Source organism: Bradyrhizobium sp. SZCCHNR1098 (genome assembly GCF_032489375.1).
Lineage (GTDB): Bacteria > Pseudomonadota > Alphaproteobacteria > Rhizobiales > Xanthobacteraceae > Bradyrhizobium.
The window spans coordinates 107337-122866 of sequence record NZ_JAUEXY010000008.1 but is presented as its reverse complement, the minus strand read 5'-3'; the positions used below and the strand labels follow the sequence as shown (position 1 = coordinate 122866).

Sequence of the window (15530 nt, the reverse complement as noted above, 5' to 3'; positions counted from 1 at the left end):
TCTTAGCGGCGGTTGGGCTCGACGTGCATCGACGTTCGATGGGACGTCGCTGCTACCAACCCGTGTGCGCCGTAATCCGCCGCGCGCGACATCGCGTCCAGGGTGACGCCGCTGCGCCAGCGCTTGACGAAGTCGAGAAAGACCTGCAGCGGCATCGGCGGTTGCCGGCGGCTTGGATGGTACAGGAACAGTCCGGGCGTCGCGTAGCGCCAGCCGGGCAGCAGCCGCATTAGCCGTCCTTCGGCCAGATGCGGCTCGATCATCGGCTCGACGAGATAAGCGACGCCGATGCCGTCGAGTGCGGCATTCAGCGCGAGATCGAAGTCGTTGACGATGAGGGAGCCGTCCACAGCAATCTCGGTGCGCTCGCCGCCCTTTTCGAAGATCCAGGGCTGCAGCGTATCGTCGGCAGGGACCCGATGCCGGATGCAATTATGGGCCTGGAGATCCTCGGGAACGGCCGGCGCGGGATGCGCCGCGAGATAGCCGGGGGCGGCAACCGCAACGAAGCTGCACTCGTCGAAGACGCGGATGACCTTCATGTCGCGCTCCACCCGGTGTCCGGATCTGATGCCGGCATCGAAGCGATTGCGCACGATGTCACTGTTGGTGTCGTCGACAGCCAGTTCGATATGGATGTCCGGGTATTCGGCCAGGAATGACCTGATCAGGGGGCCGAGCCCCCTTACGGCGAACACGCGGGATACGGTCAGGCGCAGGGTGCCCATCGGCTTGTCGCGGAACGCGTTGATGCTCTCGATGGCCTGGTCGACCCGTTCGAGAATCGGCTGGATCTCCGCCAGCAGGCGCTCGCCGGCCTCCGTGAGGGCCACGCTGCGTGTCGTCCGGTTGAACAGCCTGACGTCCAGCCGCTCCTCGAGGCTCTTGATGGTCTGGCTGATGGTGGGCAAGGAGCAGCCGAGATAAGCGGCGGCCTTGGTGAAGCTCAACGAATCCGCGACGGCTGCGAAAGCGGAGAGCTCGGACAGCTGAACCCGTGCCATCGCTAGGCGTACTGCGCCCGGCGTTGGTCCGCATCGTGCTGAAACATCCATATCCCCCTGATACGCCGCGTCGTGCGGCTGGGACGACTTCGCCAGCGTCGTCCCGACCGACCAGGCACATCGATCTTCCATCAGGAAGCTGTACGCCCGGATCACCATCCCGCGCCGCAGAGCTAGGCGCGACGTGATCATTCCGCAAGCATCGAAGCGATGTCGACACGATCACAAATCCGCGCCTGATCGATGGATCACCGTCGCAGGATCAACTTACCTGACCAAGGCAGATGTTTCCGCCGTGAATGGGACGGCGGCGATCGATGCGGTGTCGTTGGTGGATGACAGACCCGTGGTGTCACGCGCGGTGTGGCGTGCCCGCTGCAACACCTGGAACTCGCGGCAGTCGCGGCCGAGCGACCGTTATGCAGAGGACCCGTACGACGTGCAGAGATCCGGAGGTCGCTCGCCGTATCGAAGCCTCAACTCGCTTTGCGTGAGCGCGCGGTGGTTCGCACGGGCTTCTCCGACTTCTTCGGCTCCTCGGCCTTCTTCGTCTCGTCCTTGGCCTTCTTGCCGCTGATCGGCAGCAGCATCTCGCGCTGGCCTTCGACGCGCTTCTTCGGCTTCTTGGCCTTGGCCTTCGGCGCGGGGGCGGCCGCGGCGGGCGCCTTGTCACCCTCGCTGGCAAGGCTGCGCTTCAGGGCGTCCATCAGGTTGATGACGTTGCCGCTCGACTTCGGCGCGGCCTTGGCGGCGATCGTCACGCCGCTGCGCTTCTTGTTGATGAGCTCGATCAGCGCGGCCTCGTAGTGATCCTCGAAGTTCTCCGGCTGGAAGTCGGCCGATTTCTTCTCGACGATGTGCTTGGCGAGATCCAGCATGTCGCTGGTGATCTTCACATCCTGGATGTCGTCGAAATATTCTTCCTCGTTGCGCACTTCGTAGGGGTAGCGCAGCAGCGTTCCCATCAGGCCCTTGCCGAGCGGCTCCAGCGCGATGATGTGCTCGCGGTTGGTGAGCACGACACGGCCGATCGCGACCTTGTCCATGCTGCGGATGGTCTCGCGAATGACCGCGAAGGCGTCATGGCCGACCTTGCCGTCAGGGACGAGGTAATAGGGGCGGATCAGATAGCGGCTGTCGATGTCGGTGCGCGGCACGAACTCGTCGATCTCGATCGTGTGCGTCGATTCCAGCGCGATGTCCTCGAGCTCGTCCTTGGTGACCTCGATGTAGGTGTCGGTGTCGACCTTGTAGCCCTTGACGATGTCGTCATTGGCGACTTCCTCGCCGGTCTCGGCATCGACCCTGCTGTATTTGATGCGGTGGCCGGTCTTGCGGTTGATCTGGTTGAAGGAGACCTTCTCGGACTCCGACGTCGCCGGATAGAGCGCGACCGGACAGGTCACGAGCGACAGGCGCAGAAAACCCTTCCAATTGGCGCGCGGGGCCATGACCTACTCCACTTAACTCCGAACTAACGGCTTGCTCCGAACCGGGCTGCTGCGGACGTCGTTCTCGCGGCAGCCGCGAGGATAACACCCGAGGCTGCGGATTCAACAAGCTGGCCGGCAGATTCTCGGATCGGCGTTAACCCGTCGCAGGGGGGCGCCGTACCGGAACATCACCTGGCTGCCGACGTTGCCAACGAGAGTGCGTGACAGAGCGCTTTACCGCTCGAACGCTCGAACGCGGATAACAGTCAGCTGAGGGCACCATGGCAGCCAGACGACCGACGCAGATCGTCGAGACCCCCACCGAAGCGCGGCAGGGTGAGCCTGGACCGTCCGTCCTGGCGATCCTGGCCATCTCCACCGGACTGGCGCTGCTGGTCCTTGGCCTGGTCTGGTTCGTGTTCTTCCGCACGTGACACGAGGACCGTTCGACCCGCTCCGTTGCGTGGCTGGGGAGGGGACCCGGGGAGCAACGTCCGTCCGCGTCCCCGCGGGTCCGCGTTCGAGCCCCGCCATCGGTGCGGCGGGTCTTCACATGCCCATCCTCCAGAGCTTATATCCGCCCCAATTCTGTCGGCCCTTGCCGGCGGTCCCGATCGAGATGACCAAAAAGTAACTTGGTCGCTCGGGTTCCGTTCATGCACGGTTCACGGCCTTCCGGTTCATCTTGAGGGCGGAAATCGTGCAGTTCAGCTTTGGAGGCAAGCGTGCGTCTGCTCGTTGTCGAGGACGATCCGGATCTCAACCGTCAGCTCACCACGGCCCTGAGCGACGCCGGCTACGTTGTGGACCGTGCGTTCGATGGTGAGGAAGGGCACTATCTGGGAGACAGCGAGCCCTACGACGCTGTCGTGCTGGACATCGGCCTGCCCAAGATGGACGGCATCTCGGTGCTGGAAGCCTGGCGGCGCAATGGCCGGGCGATGCCCGTGCTGATCCTGACCGCGCGCGACCGCTGGAGCGACAAGGTCCAGGGCTTCGACGCCGGTGCCGACGACTATGTCGCCAAGCCGTTCCATCTCGAGGAAGTCCTGGCGCGCATCCGCGCGCTGCTGCGCCGCTCGGCCGGCCATGCCCAGAGTGAGCTGACCTGCGGGCCGGTCACCCTCGACACCCGCACCGGCAAGGTCAGCGTGTCGGGCAACCCCGTCAAGATGACCTCACACGAATACCGCCTGCTGTCCTATCTGATGCATCATTCCGGTCGCGTCGTCTCGCGCAGCGAGCTGGTCGAGCATCTCTACGACCAGGACTTCGACCGCGATTCGAACACGATCGAGGTGTTCGTCGGCCGCATCAGGAAGAAGCTCGACTGCGACGTCATCCAGACCGTGCGCGGCCTCGGCTACCTGCTGACCCCGCCGCCGGCCGCAGGCGCCTGATCCGTTTCCGGAGCATGCCATTCGAGGTGGCCGGGCGCCGGCCGTTTCGCTAGTTTGCGGTCATGCGCCAGAGTTCACTTGCCACCCGGTTGTTCCTGTCCGCGACCGCGTGGCTCGTGGTCATTCTCGCAATTACGGGCATCGTGCTGTCCTCAGTCTATCGCAACGCGACCGAGCGCGCCTTCGACCGACGGCTCAACCTCTATCTGCGCACCCTGATCGCCGAGGTCGCCACCCCCGATGATCCACCGGACCGCCAATTCCAGTCATTGGGTGAGCCGCTGTTCGAGCTGCCGCTGTCCGGCTGGTACTGGCAGATCACCCGTACCGACGCCGAGAAGCCGGAGGTACGGGCCTCGCGCTCGCTGTGGGACAAGAAGCTGCCCAAGCTGGAGGAGCAGGGGGTCGAGCTCACGGCGGCCGGGATCCGGATCGGCTATGTCGAGGGGCCGGAGAACCAGGACCTGCGCATGGTCGAGCGCCCGGTGGATCTCGGCTCCGACGGCAAATTCCTGGTCAGCGTCGCCGGCGATGCCTCGGAGATCTTCGACGAGACCCGCAGCTTCGACTATTACCTCGGCGGCACCTTCACGGCGCTCGGGATCGTGCTGCTGCTCACGACCATCTTCCAGGTCCGCTATGGCCTCGCGCCGCTGAAACGCATCTCCGAATCGATCGCCGACATCCGGTCCGGGCGCGCCGAGCGGCTGGAAGGGGAGTTTCCGGTCGAGATCGCGCCGCTGGCCCGCGAAACCAATGCGCTGATCGATGCCAATCGCGAGATCGTCGAGCGGGCGCGCACGCATGTCGGCAATCTCGCCCATGCCATCAAGACGCCGCTCTCCGTCATCGTGAATGAAGCGGCGACCCATGCGGCGGACCCCTTCGCGGCCAAGGTGATGGAGCAGGCGGACGTCATGCGCGACCAGGTCGCCCACCACCTCGAGCGGGCGCGGATCGCCGCGCGTGTCACCATCGTATCCACCGTGACGGAGGTGGCGCCGGCCATCGAGGCGCTGCGGCGCACCATGGAAAAGATCTACCGCGACCGCAGCATCGTGGTCGAGGCGACCGCCGATCCCGCCGCGAGGTTTCGCGGTGAGCGCCAGGATCTGGAGGAGATGGTCGGCAATCTGGTCGACAATGCCTGCAAATGGGCGGCTTCGCGGGTTTCGGTCGAGCTCACGGTGGAGCCGCCGGCCCAATCCGGGGCGTCGCCGATGCTGCGGATCGTGGTCGACGACGATGGCCGCGGCCTCTCGGCCGCCGAGCGCGCCCAGGTGCTGCGGCGCGGCCAGCGGCTGGACGAATCCAAGCCGGGATCGGGGCTCGGGCTGTCGATCGTCACCGATCTGGCCGCGCTCTATGGCGGCCGCCTGACCCTGGGCGATGCCCCGACCGGGGGACTGCGGGCGGAGCTGAGATTGCCCGGCGTTTGACGGGGCGGCGAATTTCGCCATCCTAAAGGTGTTCTTAATACCGCGGACGCTATGGTTCGGGCAGGGGTGCGCGATGTGCGCTCTCGCCGTGGAAATTTGCACGCCGGCGCATGGGTCAGACAGCTCACGAGCGGTTAAGGGAATATCTCGGGCAGCTGCCGCCGAACGCGCAGTCGCTCCTGATGCGCGAATTCGAGCGCGCCATCGAGCGCGGCCAGGACGTCGCCGTGGCGACCCTGGTGCTCGAGCAACTGCGCAAGGTGGTGCGTCCCGTCGCGCCGCCGGCTCCCGCGCCAACAGCCGACCCGGCGCGGCCCCAACCCGCCATCGAGATCGCCCGTCCGCAGGCCCGCGAGGAGCGCCGCCAGAGCGGCGATGGCCCGCGTCGGCTGTTCCGGCCGCTCGACCCGTTCCTCACCGATTCCACCGGTCCTCTCCGTCCCGGCCAGATCCGCCGTGCCTCGCTGCTGCCGGTCTGGCAGTGGCTCGGCCGCGAAGGGGCGCCGGAGCGCTACGCCGAATTCGAGGCCGCGATGGCGGTCTCCAGCGACAGTTCGCGCGAGGTCGAGATGGCCGCGCGCAAGCTGCAGCGCGCCGCCGCCGACGCGCTGATGAACCTCGTCGGCCCCAACGCGACCGGCGACCGCCAGCGCGCGCTGGCCCGCATCGGCGCGCCCAGCGTGATCGAGGATCTGCTGCCGATCGGGCTGGTGCTGCAGAATCGCGAGGCGCTCGACGGCCTCAACGGCCGGCTGCCCGGCATCATCCGCGTGCTCGGCGATTCGCAGATTGCCTCCGTCACCGAAGCCATCAACGTGCCGTCGCTGCAGACGCCCTCGATGCTGCCGTTCGCATTGTCGCTGGTGATGCAGCGGCTCGCCGCGCCCTGGCAGATCATCCGGCTCGCCACCAAGATCGCGGCATCGGACGACGAGATCCGCGTGGCGGCGACCCCGTTCGGCGTCGCCGTCACCATCGCGCTCAACGATCTCGCCGGGCTCGCCTCGGTGCTGCGCGCCGACATCCGGCGCGGTCATTTCTCCAATCTCGGCGATACGCTGAAGACGCTGCATGACGGCGTTCGCGGCCTGCGCACCGAGCTCGACCTGCGCTCGGAATCGAACTGGGGCAAGCAGCTCACCGCGATCCGCGCCGACATCTCCAATGCCCTGCAATCGGAGATCGACAGCGTGCCGGGCCGCGTCCGCCGCATCCTGCGCCAGCGCGCCGACAAGGACATTCCGGCCGGCGCCGGCGTCGACGGCAGCGAGGTCGAGGAGGTGGCGGCGCTGATCGAGTTCGTCGCCGTCTGCCGCAACTATGCCAGCGAGCTCGCGATCAACGAGGTGACGCTGCGGACCTATTCCGACCTGCAGCAATATGTCGAGAAGGCCACCGAAGCGCTGGTGCAGTCGCTGCGCTCGGGCGATGCGCGGGCGCGCGCCTATCGGCAGTCGCAGGTGTCGGCGGCGATCCGCTTCTGTCACGTCCTGTTCGGCAACGACTACGCCCAATTGATGAGCAGGGCGGCCGAGAACGCGATGAACGGCGAACGAAAATCCTCGCGCGCCGGCTGAGATTTTCTGCTAATCTGTTTACGTTTTTGATTTTGCAATTTCAAGTTGACCCCGCCCCGGGGCCACGCATAGGTTCCCGCCAGGTTCCATCCTTTTTCATCAAGACCATGATTTCCGTCATCAACTTCGTCGAGGTCGAGAACCGCGTCGTTCGCGCGACCTATCGCAACCTCATGATCAAGGCGAAGGTCGTGCTCGTCGACAAGACGAGCGGGGCGCCACTCGCCGATCCCGTCATCACCATCGCCTCGCCGGTCCCGGTCGGGTCGCTGCGGATCAGGCTCACCGACCATGTCAGGCCGGGGACCTATTTCCTGGTGGCCCTGAACGGGCGCGGCAGCTATCTCGCCAAGAGCGCCGAGTTCGAGGTCCCCTAATTACGTAATCTTCCTGAGTTTTTCGGCGCAGACGGCTGGGCTACCACGGCGGCAAATGTGAATTGCCGCCGGGAACGGTGCTGGTTAAAAGCGGCGCGAGGCGCGCCTGCCGGTGGGCGCTGACTGGAACTCTGTCCGATGACTCTCTGGTTCGTGTTCGCCGTGATGACGGCCGCGGCGATCTTCGCCGTCCTGCTGCCGCTCGGCCTGGGCGCGCGGGCCTCGTCGGACGGTCGCGAGGTCGTCGTCTACAAGGACCAGCTGGCCGAGATCGAGCGCGACGTCGAAACCGGGCTGATCGGCAAGGTCGAAGCGGAGGCCGCGCGGGTCGAGATCGGCCGCCGCCTTTTGGCCGCTGCGGACCAGGAGGGCGAGGCCACGGTGAAGCCGAGCCTCGGCCTGCGCCGCGCGTCGGCCGTGCTGGCGCTGATCGGCGTGCCGATCGTGGCGCTCGCGGTCTACCTGCCGCTCGGCTCGCCGCAACTGCCGGATTTCCCGCTCACCGCGCGCGCGGCGCCGCCCACCGGGACGCAGCCGCTGGAAACGCTGGTGGCGCAGGTCGAGCAGCATCTGCAGAAGAATCCGACCGACGGCCGCGGCTGGACCGTGCTCGCCCCGGTGCTGGCACGGCTCGGCCGCACCGATGACGCGATTCGGGCCTATCGCAACATGATCACCTATGCCGGCGACGGCGCGGCCAAGCGCGCCGATCTCGGCGAGGTGATCACGGCCGCCGCCGGCGGCGTCGTCACCGCCGAGGCGAAGGCGGAGTTCGAGCGGGCCCATGCGCTCGAGGCCGACGAGCCGAAGTCGAACTACTACCTCGGTCTCGCCGCCGAGCAGGACGGCCGCAAGGACGATGCGGGCGCGATCTGGCGGGCGATGCTGGGCAAGGCGCCGGCGGATGCGCCGTGGCGGCCGCTGGTGACGGCGGCGCTCGGCCGGGTCGGCGGCGGCGAGGTGCCGGCGCTGCCGAGCGAGGCGATGGCCGCGGCCAAGAGCATGAGCGACGGTGACCGCGAGACGATGATCCGCGGCATGGTCGACCGGCTGGCGGCGCGGCTGAAGCAGAATGGCGACGACGTCGAGGGCTGGCTGCGCCTGGTGCGCGCCTATGTCGTGATGGGCGATCTCGACAAGGCCAAGGGGGCGCTGTCGGATGCGCGGCAGGCGGTGTCCGGCGATGCCGAGCGGTTGCGGCAGCTCAACGAGGGCGTGAAGACTTTCGGCTTGGATGGATGAGCGGCGCTTCCGCCGCCAACGGGATGACGGGATGACACGCAAGCAGAGGCGTTTGACGATCATCGGCGGTGCGCTGTTCGTGCTCGCGGTCGCGGCAGGGCTGGTGCTCAACGCGCTGCGCGACTCCATCGTGTTCTTCTCGACCCCGACCATGGTGGCGGAGAAGCATATCGGCCCGGGCAAGCGCTTCCGGCTCGGTGGACTGGTGCAGCCGGGCTCGCTGAAGCGCGGCGACGATCTCGACATCAGCTTCGAGGTCGCCGACGGCGGCGCCAAGCTGCCGGTCGCCTACAAGGGCATCCTGCCGGACCTGTTCCGCGAAGGGCAGGGCGTTGTCGCCGAGGGCGCGCTCGATGCCAACGGCGTGTTCAAGGCCGACACCGTGCTCGCCAAGCACGACGAGACCTACATGCCCAAGGAAGTCGCCGACAGCCTGAAGAAGCAGGGCCATTGGAAGGACGATTACGGCAAGCCGCAAGCCGGCGCCAAGCCAGCCGGCGCAGCCACACCAAGCCCGGTGTCGATGCGCGAGGGGGCTGACAAGAGCGCTGCAGGAGCGACGCAGTGATTGCAGAGAGCGGACATTATGCCCTGGTGCTGGCGCTCGCGCTGGCGCTGATCCAGTCCACCGTGCCGATGCTCGGCGCCGCCCAGCGCGACGTCGCGCTGATGAATGTCGGCCGCTCGGCGGCGCTGGCGCAATTGCTGTTCGCCGGCCTGTCCTTCATCGCGCTGATCACCCTGCACGTGACCTCGGATTTCTCCGTCGCCAACGTGTTCGAGAACTCGCACTCGATGAAGCCGCTGCTCTACAAGGTCACCGGCGTGTGGGGCAACCACGAAGGCTCGATGCTGCTGTGGGTGTCGATCCTGGCGCTGTTCGGCGCCATGGTCGCGGCCTTCGGCAACAACCTGCCGCTGTCGTTGCGCGCCCGCGTCCTCGCCGTGCAGGCCTGGGTCGCGACCGCGTTCTATCTGTTCATCCTGACCACCTCGAACCCGTTCACGCGCCTCGCCACCCCGCCGATCGAGGGCCGCGACCTCAACCCCGTCTTGCAGGACATCGGGCTCGCCGTGCATCCGCCGATGCTCTATCTCGGCTATGTCGGCTTCTCGATCTCGTTTTCCTTCGCCATCGCAGCCCTGCTCGAAGGCCGCATCGATGCCGCCTGGGCGCGCTGGGTGCGACCGTGGACCCTGATGGCCTGGATCTTCCTGACGCTCGGCATCGCCATGGGCTCGTACTGGGCCTATTACGAGCTCGGCTGGGGCGGCTGGTGGTTCTGGGACCCGGTCGAGAACGCCTCGCTGATGCCCTGGCTCGCCGGCACCGCGCTGCTGCACTCCGCCGTCGTCATGGAGAAGCGCAACGCGCTCAAGGTCTGGACCATCCTGCTGTCGATCCTGACCTTCTCGCTGTCCCTGCTCGGCACCTTCCTGGTGCGCTCCGGCGTCATCACCTCGGTGCACGCTTTCGCCAGCGATCCCACGCGCGGCGTCTTCATCCTCGGCATCCTCGTGCTGTTCATCGGCGGCAGCCTGACGCTGTTCGCCGGCCGGGCCACCGCGCTGAAGCAGGGCGGCCTGTTCGCGCCGATCTCGCGCGAGGGCGCGCTGGTCTTGAACAATCTGCTGCTCACCGTGTCCTGTGCCACCGTGCTGTTCGGCACGCTCTATCCGGTGATCATGGAGGCGCTCGACTTCAAGCTCTCGGTCGGCGCGCCCTTCTACAACATCACCTTCGGCCCCTTGTTCGCGCTGCTGCTGCTGATGGTGCCGTTCGGCCCGATGCTGGCCTGGAAGCGCGGCGATCTCGTCGCCGCGATGCAGCGGCTGCTCGCGGCCGGCATCACCGCGCTGGTGGCGATCGCGATCGTCTGGGCGTGGGCGCGCGGCGGCAGCGCGCTGGCGCCTGTTGGCATCGGCCTCGGTGTGTTCGTCATCACCGGCTCCGTCGTTGATCTGGTCGAGCGCAGCGGCGTGGCCCGCGTGCCGTTCAGGACCGCGCTGCACCGGACCCGCGGCCTGCCGCGCTCGGTGTGGGGCACGGCGTTCGCGCATGCCGGCCTCGGCGTCGCGCTGCTCGGCATCGTCTGCGAGACCACCTGGAACAGCGAGCTGATCAGCACGCTCCGTCCCGGCGACGTCCGCAATCTCGCCGGCTACCAGATCAAGTTCGACGGCATGACCCAGCGCCAGGGCCCGAACTTCAGCGAGGTCGTCAGCACCTTCGTCATCAGCGAGGACGGCAGGCAGCTCAGCGTCCTGACGCCGAGCAAGCGCAGCTTCGCCACCCGCGGCATGTCGACGACGGAAGCCGCGCTGATGACCCGCGGCGTCAGCCAGCTCTACGTCTCGCTCGGCGACGCCACCGCCGACGGCGGCCTCGCCGTGCGCATCTATCACAAGCCGCTCGTGCTGCTGATCTGGTTCGGTCCGGTGCTGATGGCGTTCGGCGGCCTGCTGTCGCTGTCCGATCGTCGTCTCCGTGTCGGTGCGCCGCGGCCGGCGCGTGCCGCGCACGCGCTGCAGCCGGCGGAGTAGGGCGGATGCGACGCATTCTCGGTCTCGCGGCGCTCGCGCTGCTGCTGCTCGCCGCGCCGGTGGCGCATGCGGTGCAGCCCGACGAGGTCATGGCCGACACGGCCAAGGAGCAGCGCGCCCGCGCTCTGTCGCGCGAGCTGCGCTGCATGGTCTGCCAGAACCAGTCGATCGACGATTCCGATGCGCCGCTGGCGCGCGACCTGCGCCTCCTGGTGCGCGAGCGTCTCGCCGCCGGTGATAGTGACAATCAAGTGCTGGATTTCCTGGTCGCGCGCTACGGCCAGTTCGTGCTGCTGAAGCCGCGCTTCGAGCGCCAGACCCTGTTGCTGTGGCTGCTGCCGCCGGTGCTGCTGCTCGGCGGCGGCCTCGCGCTGTGGCTGCAGGTGCGCCGCCGCGGCCAGCGCGGCCCGGAGGCCACGCCGAAGCTGACGGCCGACGAGGAGGCGCGGCTTGCGGCGCTGATGGCCGCGGAAAAGCAGCCGCCGGCGACATGAAGTGCGCGACTCATGGTCGATGCGCCGCGCCGGTTTCGGAGCTCACCCTCATGGTGAGGAGGCGCGCAGCGCCGTCTCGAACCATGAGGCCACAGCGCGGGCCTCGCCCTTCGAGACGCCCGCCTGCGGCGGGCTCCTCAGGGTGAGGAGCGGAAGGCAGAACGTGGCCGGAGTGCTCATGGTCAGCGTCCAGCACGCCTTCGATGCTCCATCTTGCTTCGGCCGGTAGCCCGCAAAACCCCGTGCTCGCCCCGCCCCCGTGCTTTCATCTTATTTTACCTTTGTCTGGAAGTGTGCGTTGACATTCCGTCTGACGTACCCGGGCAAATCCGATGTTCTCCAACAGTAATCTGACGATCCGCTTCCTCGTGGGGGGCGTCGTGGCCTCTCTCCTCATGCTGTTGGCGATCGGCGGCGGCACCGGCTTCATCGCGGTGCTCTATCTCAACAACCAGATCACCAGCCTGTCGTCGGATTTCGCCAGTCTCAGCGGCCCCGCGCGCGATCATGCGATGCTGACCTATCAGCAGGCGCAGTCGGCGTTCTCCTACTTCCTCATGGCCTGCGTCGCCATTGCCGTGTTCGCCAGCGCCGTCTGCCTGATGACCTACGCCGCCGTGCAGAACGGCATCCTGCGCCCGCTCGCCGCGATGGTCAGCGCCATGCGCGACGTTGCCGACCAGAAATTCGACACCCGCATTCCCGGCCTCGGCCTCAGCAACGAGATCGGCCAGCTCGCCGGCGCGCTGGAGGTGTTCAAGACCAACGGCATCGAGCGCCAGCGCCTCACGGAGCGCGAGCTGCAGGAGGCGCAGCGCCAGGGTGAGCGCTCGCGCTTTCTCGACGGCCGCATCCACTCCTTCAACGAGCTCGTCGCCAGCGTCGTCGGCAGCGTGGCGTCCTCGGCGGTCCGGCTGAAGAGCAATGCCGAGACCCTGTCGCGCGCCGCCAACGACACGTCAGCCAAAGCCAATGCGGTCGAGGCCGCCGCCAACCACGCCAATCGCAGCGTCCAGACGGTGGCCGGCTCGGCCGAGGAGATGTCGAGCTCGATCGGCACCATCAGCCGCCGCGTCTCCGACGCCACCCAGCGCGCCGAGGGCGCGGCGTCGCAGGCCGAGAAGAGCAAGAACACCATCCATTCGCTGTCGGACGCCGCCGAGAAGATCGGCGCCGTGGTCCAGCTGGTGCAGGCGATCGCCTCACAGACCAACCTGCTGGCGCTGAACGCCACCATCGAGGCCGCCCGCGCCGGCGAGGCCGGCAGGGGCTTCTCGGTCGTGGCGTCGGAGGTGAAGAACCTCGCCAACCAGACCAGCAAGGCGACCGACGAGATCTCCGCCCACGTCGCCAGCATCCAGGGCATCACCGCCGAGACCCGCGGCGCCATCGACGGCATCTCGACCACGCTCTCCGAGATCAGCGCCATCATGTCCGGCATCGAGGTCGACACCTCGCAGCAGCGCAACGCCACCCAGGACATCTCCAAGAGCGTCCAGGAAGCCGCCCGCGGCACCCTCGACGTCTCCAACCACATCGCCCAGATCACCTCCACCTCGGCCGAAACCGGCCGCCTCGCCTCTGAGGCCCGCGACGCCGCCGGCGAGCTGTCGCAACAGGCCGAGACGCTGAAGCGCGAGGTGGATGCGTTCATCGTGAGCGTCAAGGCGAGCTAGTAGTTGCGGGCACCTCGCCCGTAGCCCGGATGAGCGCAGCGACATCCGGGTTCTCACGCGCTGTCGAGGCGAATCCGGACATCGCCGCGCTCATCCGGGCGACGCGTTCGGTCGAGTAGGGCGGATTAGCGCAGCGTAATCCGCCACTGCAGACCGAGCTCGGATCGCGGCGGCTTACGCTTGCGGCTAAGCCGCCCTACAAGTCGTCGTCATAACGTGACACCGCTACCCAGCTCTCCACTGTCGTCCCTGCGAACGCAGGGACCCATAACCCCAGGGAGATGTCGTTGCGCGTGATGCCGGACCAGTCTTGTTTCACCACGAGCGTCACGGAGTATGGGTCCCTGCGTTCGCAGGGACGACAGCGGCGGGTGTGGCGCCCGCTCGCGTCATAGCGGCGGTCTCGTAGCCCGGATGAGCGAAAGCGACATCGGGGGTCTCACGCCCTGTCGATATGAATCCGGATATCGCTGCGCTCATCCAGGCTACGCCTGCTATTCTTTGGTGGCTCGCTTGGTCGGAAATTTCTTTAGTTCTTCTCGCACCACGGTTTCCCAAATTGGCTTGGTCATTTTAATCGCCATTGCGATAAGCACTTTGGCATTAACGCGTGATGTGGCCGAGCGAGTAATTAGCTGCTTGCGCGCGTTTGCGACAGCGACGCGTCCGAAAAACTCGAACACCGGCAGATCCCATTTTAGCAAGTCAATCAGCGCCACTCGTTCTATCTCCCTTGGAATCGTGGCTCTCTGATGCACGTGCACTCCTCGGGCCGCAACCAGATCCCCGAAGCTTTCTTTGTGCGCCTTAAGTACGACCTTTGGAATTGCCTTGTCGAAGTAAAGGCCCCGGGCCTCTGCACACTCGCCTACACAGTTCAAGAAGCGCTTTAATCGCTCTTCGAGGATGTAAGCTTCATGAACCATCAAGAACCAGCAGTTTTCCAGGTGCCTCGCGCGCGAGATTGATGCTTTCCAAGGGTGGCGCCTTGCCATGGGCTCTATGGCTTCGAAGCTCTCTGGCAGCCGAATGAGTTCGAGGAAACGATAGAGGAGATCGGTCACCTTCATATCAACCGACAAGTTACGCGGTATCGGCACCGGGTTGTCGCCGAAGATGTCAGCTAGCAGACTTTCATTGCCAAGACGCTGCCGATCGGGGTCTTCAGGCTGGATCGCCACGATCAGGTCCCTGAAAAGGCTGAAGGCGTCTTGGTTGACCGAAGTGGCGCCTTCTTCAATCAGTGCTTTGGGGTCCGGTGGCTTCACTCGAGCTGTTCCGTCCCATTAGTTTGAGCTATTGCTACAGCGAGAGCATGGACCGAAGGTAGTTGATCACAAGAGGGCGGCGAAGCCCAGATTGTTTCGCAAAGCGCCCTTAGCTTAAATGTCTTGAACATTCGAAAATTCCGTCAATTACTTCTGAAAAACAAAAAATCTCTTGCCTTCATCCCCAAATCACCTTTATCCTCCGCCCGTTCCGTTCCGCTGAGGGGGCGTATCGCGATCGTCACGGACGTCGGGATGGAATGCGATGGACGCGGGCTGCCGCAGCGGGGTTTTTGGCCTCGCCGACGAACGGCGGATCGCGGACGTGAAATCGTGTGGTCCTGGTCGCCCGATGCTGCGGCCAAGCCGGTGGTGATGATCCGCCGGTGACGGGGGCAAGACAGCCGGTCCCCGGGGAGATCACGTATAATCGTTAACACCATCGCACAGGGAGGGCCGGGCGTGTTCGGCCAGACCTGTGGTACCTGCCGCCTGCATTTTTTTCCGCAGGCGGGCCACGGGCGCGGCCAGCGCCCGGTCTTCCCTGTGCCCTTGATGTGAGGGTGCGAGTTTGAAGGGCATGACTCGGGCGCGGGATGCGTCGCGAGGATGTGGAGGCTCGACTCGCGGTTAGTTTTCTCCACATGCTGTTTGATAGTGTGGATCAGGATAGTTGCTCCGGGCGTCATTGCGAGCGCACCGGACGGGTAGGGCGGATTAGCGAAAGCGTCATCCGCCGGGGGCTGGCTCCGGTGCGGGCGGATGCGGCGGCTGGATCGGGGGCTGTTGGAAAGGCGGCGGGTTACGCCTGCGGCTAACCCGCCCTACGGGGGTTACGACTTTGGTCGGACCGGCCAAAATGATGGCCGCTACGGGGCGGCCGGGACGTGGGCAAGCGCCTGGTCTCGCAAGGCTTTTCCGTCGCGCTCCACCATCTGCGCCATTCCGCCGCAGTGTTCGTGTCCGTCCATTACAGAAGTTTAACGCCGCAGCCAGCACGCCGTAAGGCGGCGGCCCCCATCTTCACTGGCGAACGGGGCGCACAGCCCGGGACCCAAGTTTAGACCTTGACCAAA

15 protein-coding genes are annotated in these 15530 nt (G+C 66.1%); 11 read left to right on the top strand and 4 right to left on the bottom strand.

What is annotated here, in order from left to right:
- Positions 1 to 2 precede the first annotated feature (2 nt).
- A complete protein-coding gene (locus QX135_RS18375) occupies positions 3 to 1004 on the bottom strand; it encodes a LysR family transcriptional regulator (protein ID WP_315770659.1) in 1002 nt (333 codons plus the stop codon).
- Positions 1005 to 1480: 476 nt separating this feature from the next.
- Entirely contained in the window at positions 1481 to 2455 is a 975-nt protein-coding gene (locus QX135_RS18370; protein ID WP_315739842.1) for a Ku protein, read from the bottom strand.
- Positions 2456 to 2718: 263 nt separating this feature from the next.
- Here QX135_RS18370 and QX135_RS18365 point away from each other — a divergent pair, with 263 nt between their 5' ends.
- The 9 genes from QX135_RS18365 (at position 2719) to QX135_RS18325 (ending at position 11510) form a co-directional block, all read left to right on the top strand.
- Complete coding sequence (locus QX135_RS18365; RefSeq protein ID WP_315739841.1) at positions 2719 to 2871, top strand: hypothetical protein; 153 nt, start codon at positions 2719 to 2721, stop codon at positions 2869 to 2871.
- Positions 2872 to 3162: 291 nt separating this feature from the next.
- On the top strand, positions 3163 to 3837 hold the full coding sequence (locus QX135_RS18360; protein ID WP_006614547.1) for a response regulator transcription factor: 675 nt from the start codon (positions 3163 to 3165) through the stop codon (positions 3835 to 3837).
- Positions 3838 to 3899: 62 nt separating this feature from the next.
- Positions 3900 to 5276, top strand: coding sequence for a sensor histidine kinase (locus QX135_RS18355; RefSeq protein ID WP_315739840.1), 1377 nt, complete (start codon positions 3900 to 3902; stop codon positions 5274 to 5276).
- Positions 5277 to 5386: 110 nt separating this feature from the next.
- Positions 5387 to 6853 carry a hypothetical protein gene (locus QX135_RS18350; protein ID WP_315798372.1) on the top strand — a complete coding sequence of 489 codons (1467 nt, stop codon included), beginning with the start codon at positions 5387 to 5389 and terminating at the stop codon, positions 6851 to 6853.
- A 107-nt stretch (positions 6854 to 6960) separates the two neighbouring features.
- Positions 6961 to 7230 carry a hypothetical protein gene (locus QX135_RS18345; RefSeq protein ID WP_315785165.1) on the top strand — a complete coding sequence of 90 codons (270 nt, stop codon included), beginning with the start codon at positions 6961 to 6963 and terminating at the stop codon, positions 7228 to 7230.
- Between the two features lie 138 nt (positions 7231 to 7368).
- Positions 7369 to 8472, top strand: a complete 1104-nt coding sequence (ccmI, locus tag QX135_RS18340; RefSeq protein WP_316179239.1) for a c-type cytochrome biogenesis protein CcmI — start codon at positions 7369 to 7371, stop codon at positions 8470 to 8472.
- Positions 8473 to 8503: 31 nt separating this feature from the next.
- Positions 8504 to 9040 (top strand): cytochrome c maturation protein CcmE, encoded by a 537-nt coding sequence (ccmE, locus tag QX135_RS18335; protein ID WP_315756469.1) that lies wholly within the window; start codon positions 8504 to 8506, stop codon positions 9038 to 9040.
- Positions 9037 to 11016 carry a heme lyase CcmF/NrfE family subunit gene (locus QX135_RS18330; protein ID WP_316179241.1) on the top strand — a complete coding sequence of 660 codons (1980 nt, stop codon included), beginning with the start codon at positions 9037 to 9039 and terminating at the stop codon, positions 11014 to 11016. The genes ccmE and QX135_RS18330 overlap by 4 nt, the downstream gene beginning before the upstream one ends.
- A gap of 5 nt (positions 11017 to 11021) precedes the next feature.
- Positions 11022 to 11510, top strand: a complete 489-nt coding sequence (locus QX135_RS18325; RefSeq protein WP_315812609.1) for a cytochrome c-type biogenesis protein — start codon at positions 11022 to 11024, stop codon at positions 11508 to 11510.
- Between the two features lie 48 nt (positions 11511 to 11558).
- On the opposite strand, the gene QX135_RS18320 is transcribed toward QX135_RS18325, so the two are convergent.
- The gene (locus tag QX135_RS18320) at positions 11559 to 11690 is read right to left on the bottom strand and encodes a hypothetical protein (protein WP_315739833.1); all 132 of its coding nucleotides are present in this window, start codon (positions 11688 to 11690) and stop codon (positions 11559 to 11561) included.
- Between the two features lie 152 nt (positions 11691 to 11842).
- Between QX135_RS18320 and QX135_RS18315 the strand changes: the two genes are divergently transcribed.
- Positions 11843 to 13186, top strand: coding sequence for a methyl-accepting chemotaxis protein (locus tag QX135_RS18315; protein WP_315756466.1), 1344 nt, complete (start codon positions 11843 to 11845; stop codon positions 13184 to 13186).
- Between the two features lie 494 nt (positions 13187 to 13680).
- On the opposite strand, the gene QX135_RS18310 is transcribed toward QX135_RS18315, so the two are convergent.
- On the bottom strand, positions 13681 to 14454 hold the full coding sequence (locus QX135_RS18310; RefSeq protein ID WP_316179243.1) for a hypothetical protein: 774 nt from the start codon (positions 14452 to 14454) through the stop codon (positions 13681 to 13683).
- A 123-nt stretch (positions 14455 to 14577) separates the two neighbouring features.
- On the opposite strand from QX135_RS18310, the gene QX135_RS18305 reads away from it, so the two are divergent.
- The gene (locus QX135_RS18305) at positions 14578 to 14844 is read left to right on the top strand and encodes a hypothetical protein (RefSeq protein WP_316179245.1); all 267 of its coding nucleotides are present in this window, start codon (positions 14578 to 14580) and stop codon (positions 14842 to 14844) included.
- Positions 14845 to 15530: the final 686 nt, after the last annotated feature.

Coding starts and splice junctions, on each gene's coding strand:
- QX135_RS18315 (WP_315756466.1), top strand. CDS start 11,843: ATGTTCTCCAACAGTAATCTGACGATCCGCTTCCTCGTGGGGGGCGTC.
- QX135_RS18325 (WP_315812609.1), top strand. CDS start 11,022: ATGCGACGCATTCTCGGTCTCGCGGCGCTCGCGCTGCTGCTGCTCGCC.
- QX135_RS18375 (WP_315770659.1), bottom strand. CDS start 1,004: ATGGCACGGGTTCAGCTGTCCGAGCTCTCCGCTTTCGCAGCCGTCGCG.
- QX135_RS18345 (WP_315785165.1), top strand. CDS start 6,961: ATGATTTCCGTCATCAACTTCGTCGAGGTCGAGAACCGCGTCGTTCGC.
- QX135_RS18365 (WP_315739841.1), top strand. CDS start 2,719: ATGGCAGCCAGACGACCGACGCAGATCGTCGAGACCCCCACCGAAGCG.
- QX135_RS18320 (WP_315739833.1), bottom strand. CDS start 11,690: ATGAGCACTCCGGCCACGTTCTGCCTTCCGCTCCTCACCCTGAGGAGC.
- QX135_RS18355 (WP_315739840.1), top strand. CDS start 3,900: ATGCGCCAGAGTTCACTTGCCACCCGGTTGTTCCTGTCCGCGACCGCG.
- ccmE (WP_315756469.1), top strand. CDS start 8,504: ATGACACGCAAGCAGAGGCGTTTGACGATCATCGGCGGTGCGCTGTTC.
- ccmI (WP_316179239.1), top strand. CDS start 7,369: ATGACTCTCTGGTTCGTGTTCGCCGTGATGACGGCCGCGGCGATCTTC.
- QX135_RS18370 (WP_315739842.1), bottom strand. CDS start 2,455: ATGGCCCCGCGCGCCAATTGGAAGGGTTTTCTGCGCCTGTCGCTCGTG.
- QX135_RS18350 (WP_315798372.1), top strand. CDS start 5,387: ATGGGTCAGACAGCTCACGAGCGGTTAAGGGAATATCTCGGGCAGCTG.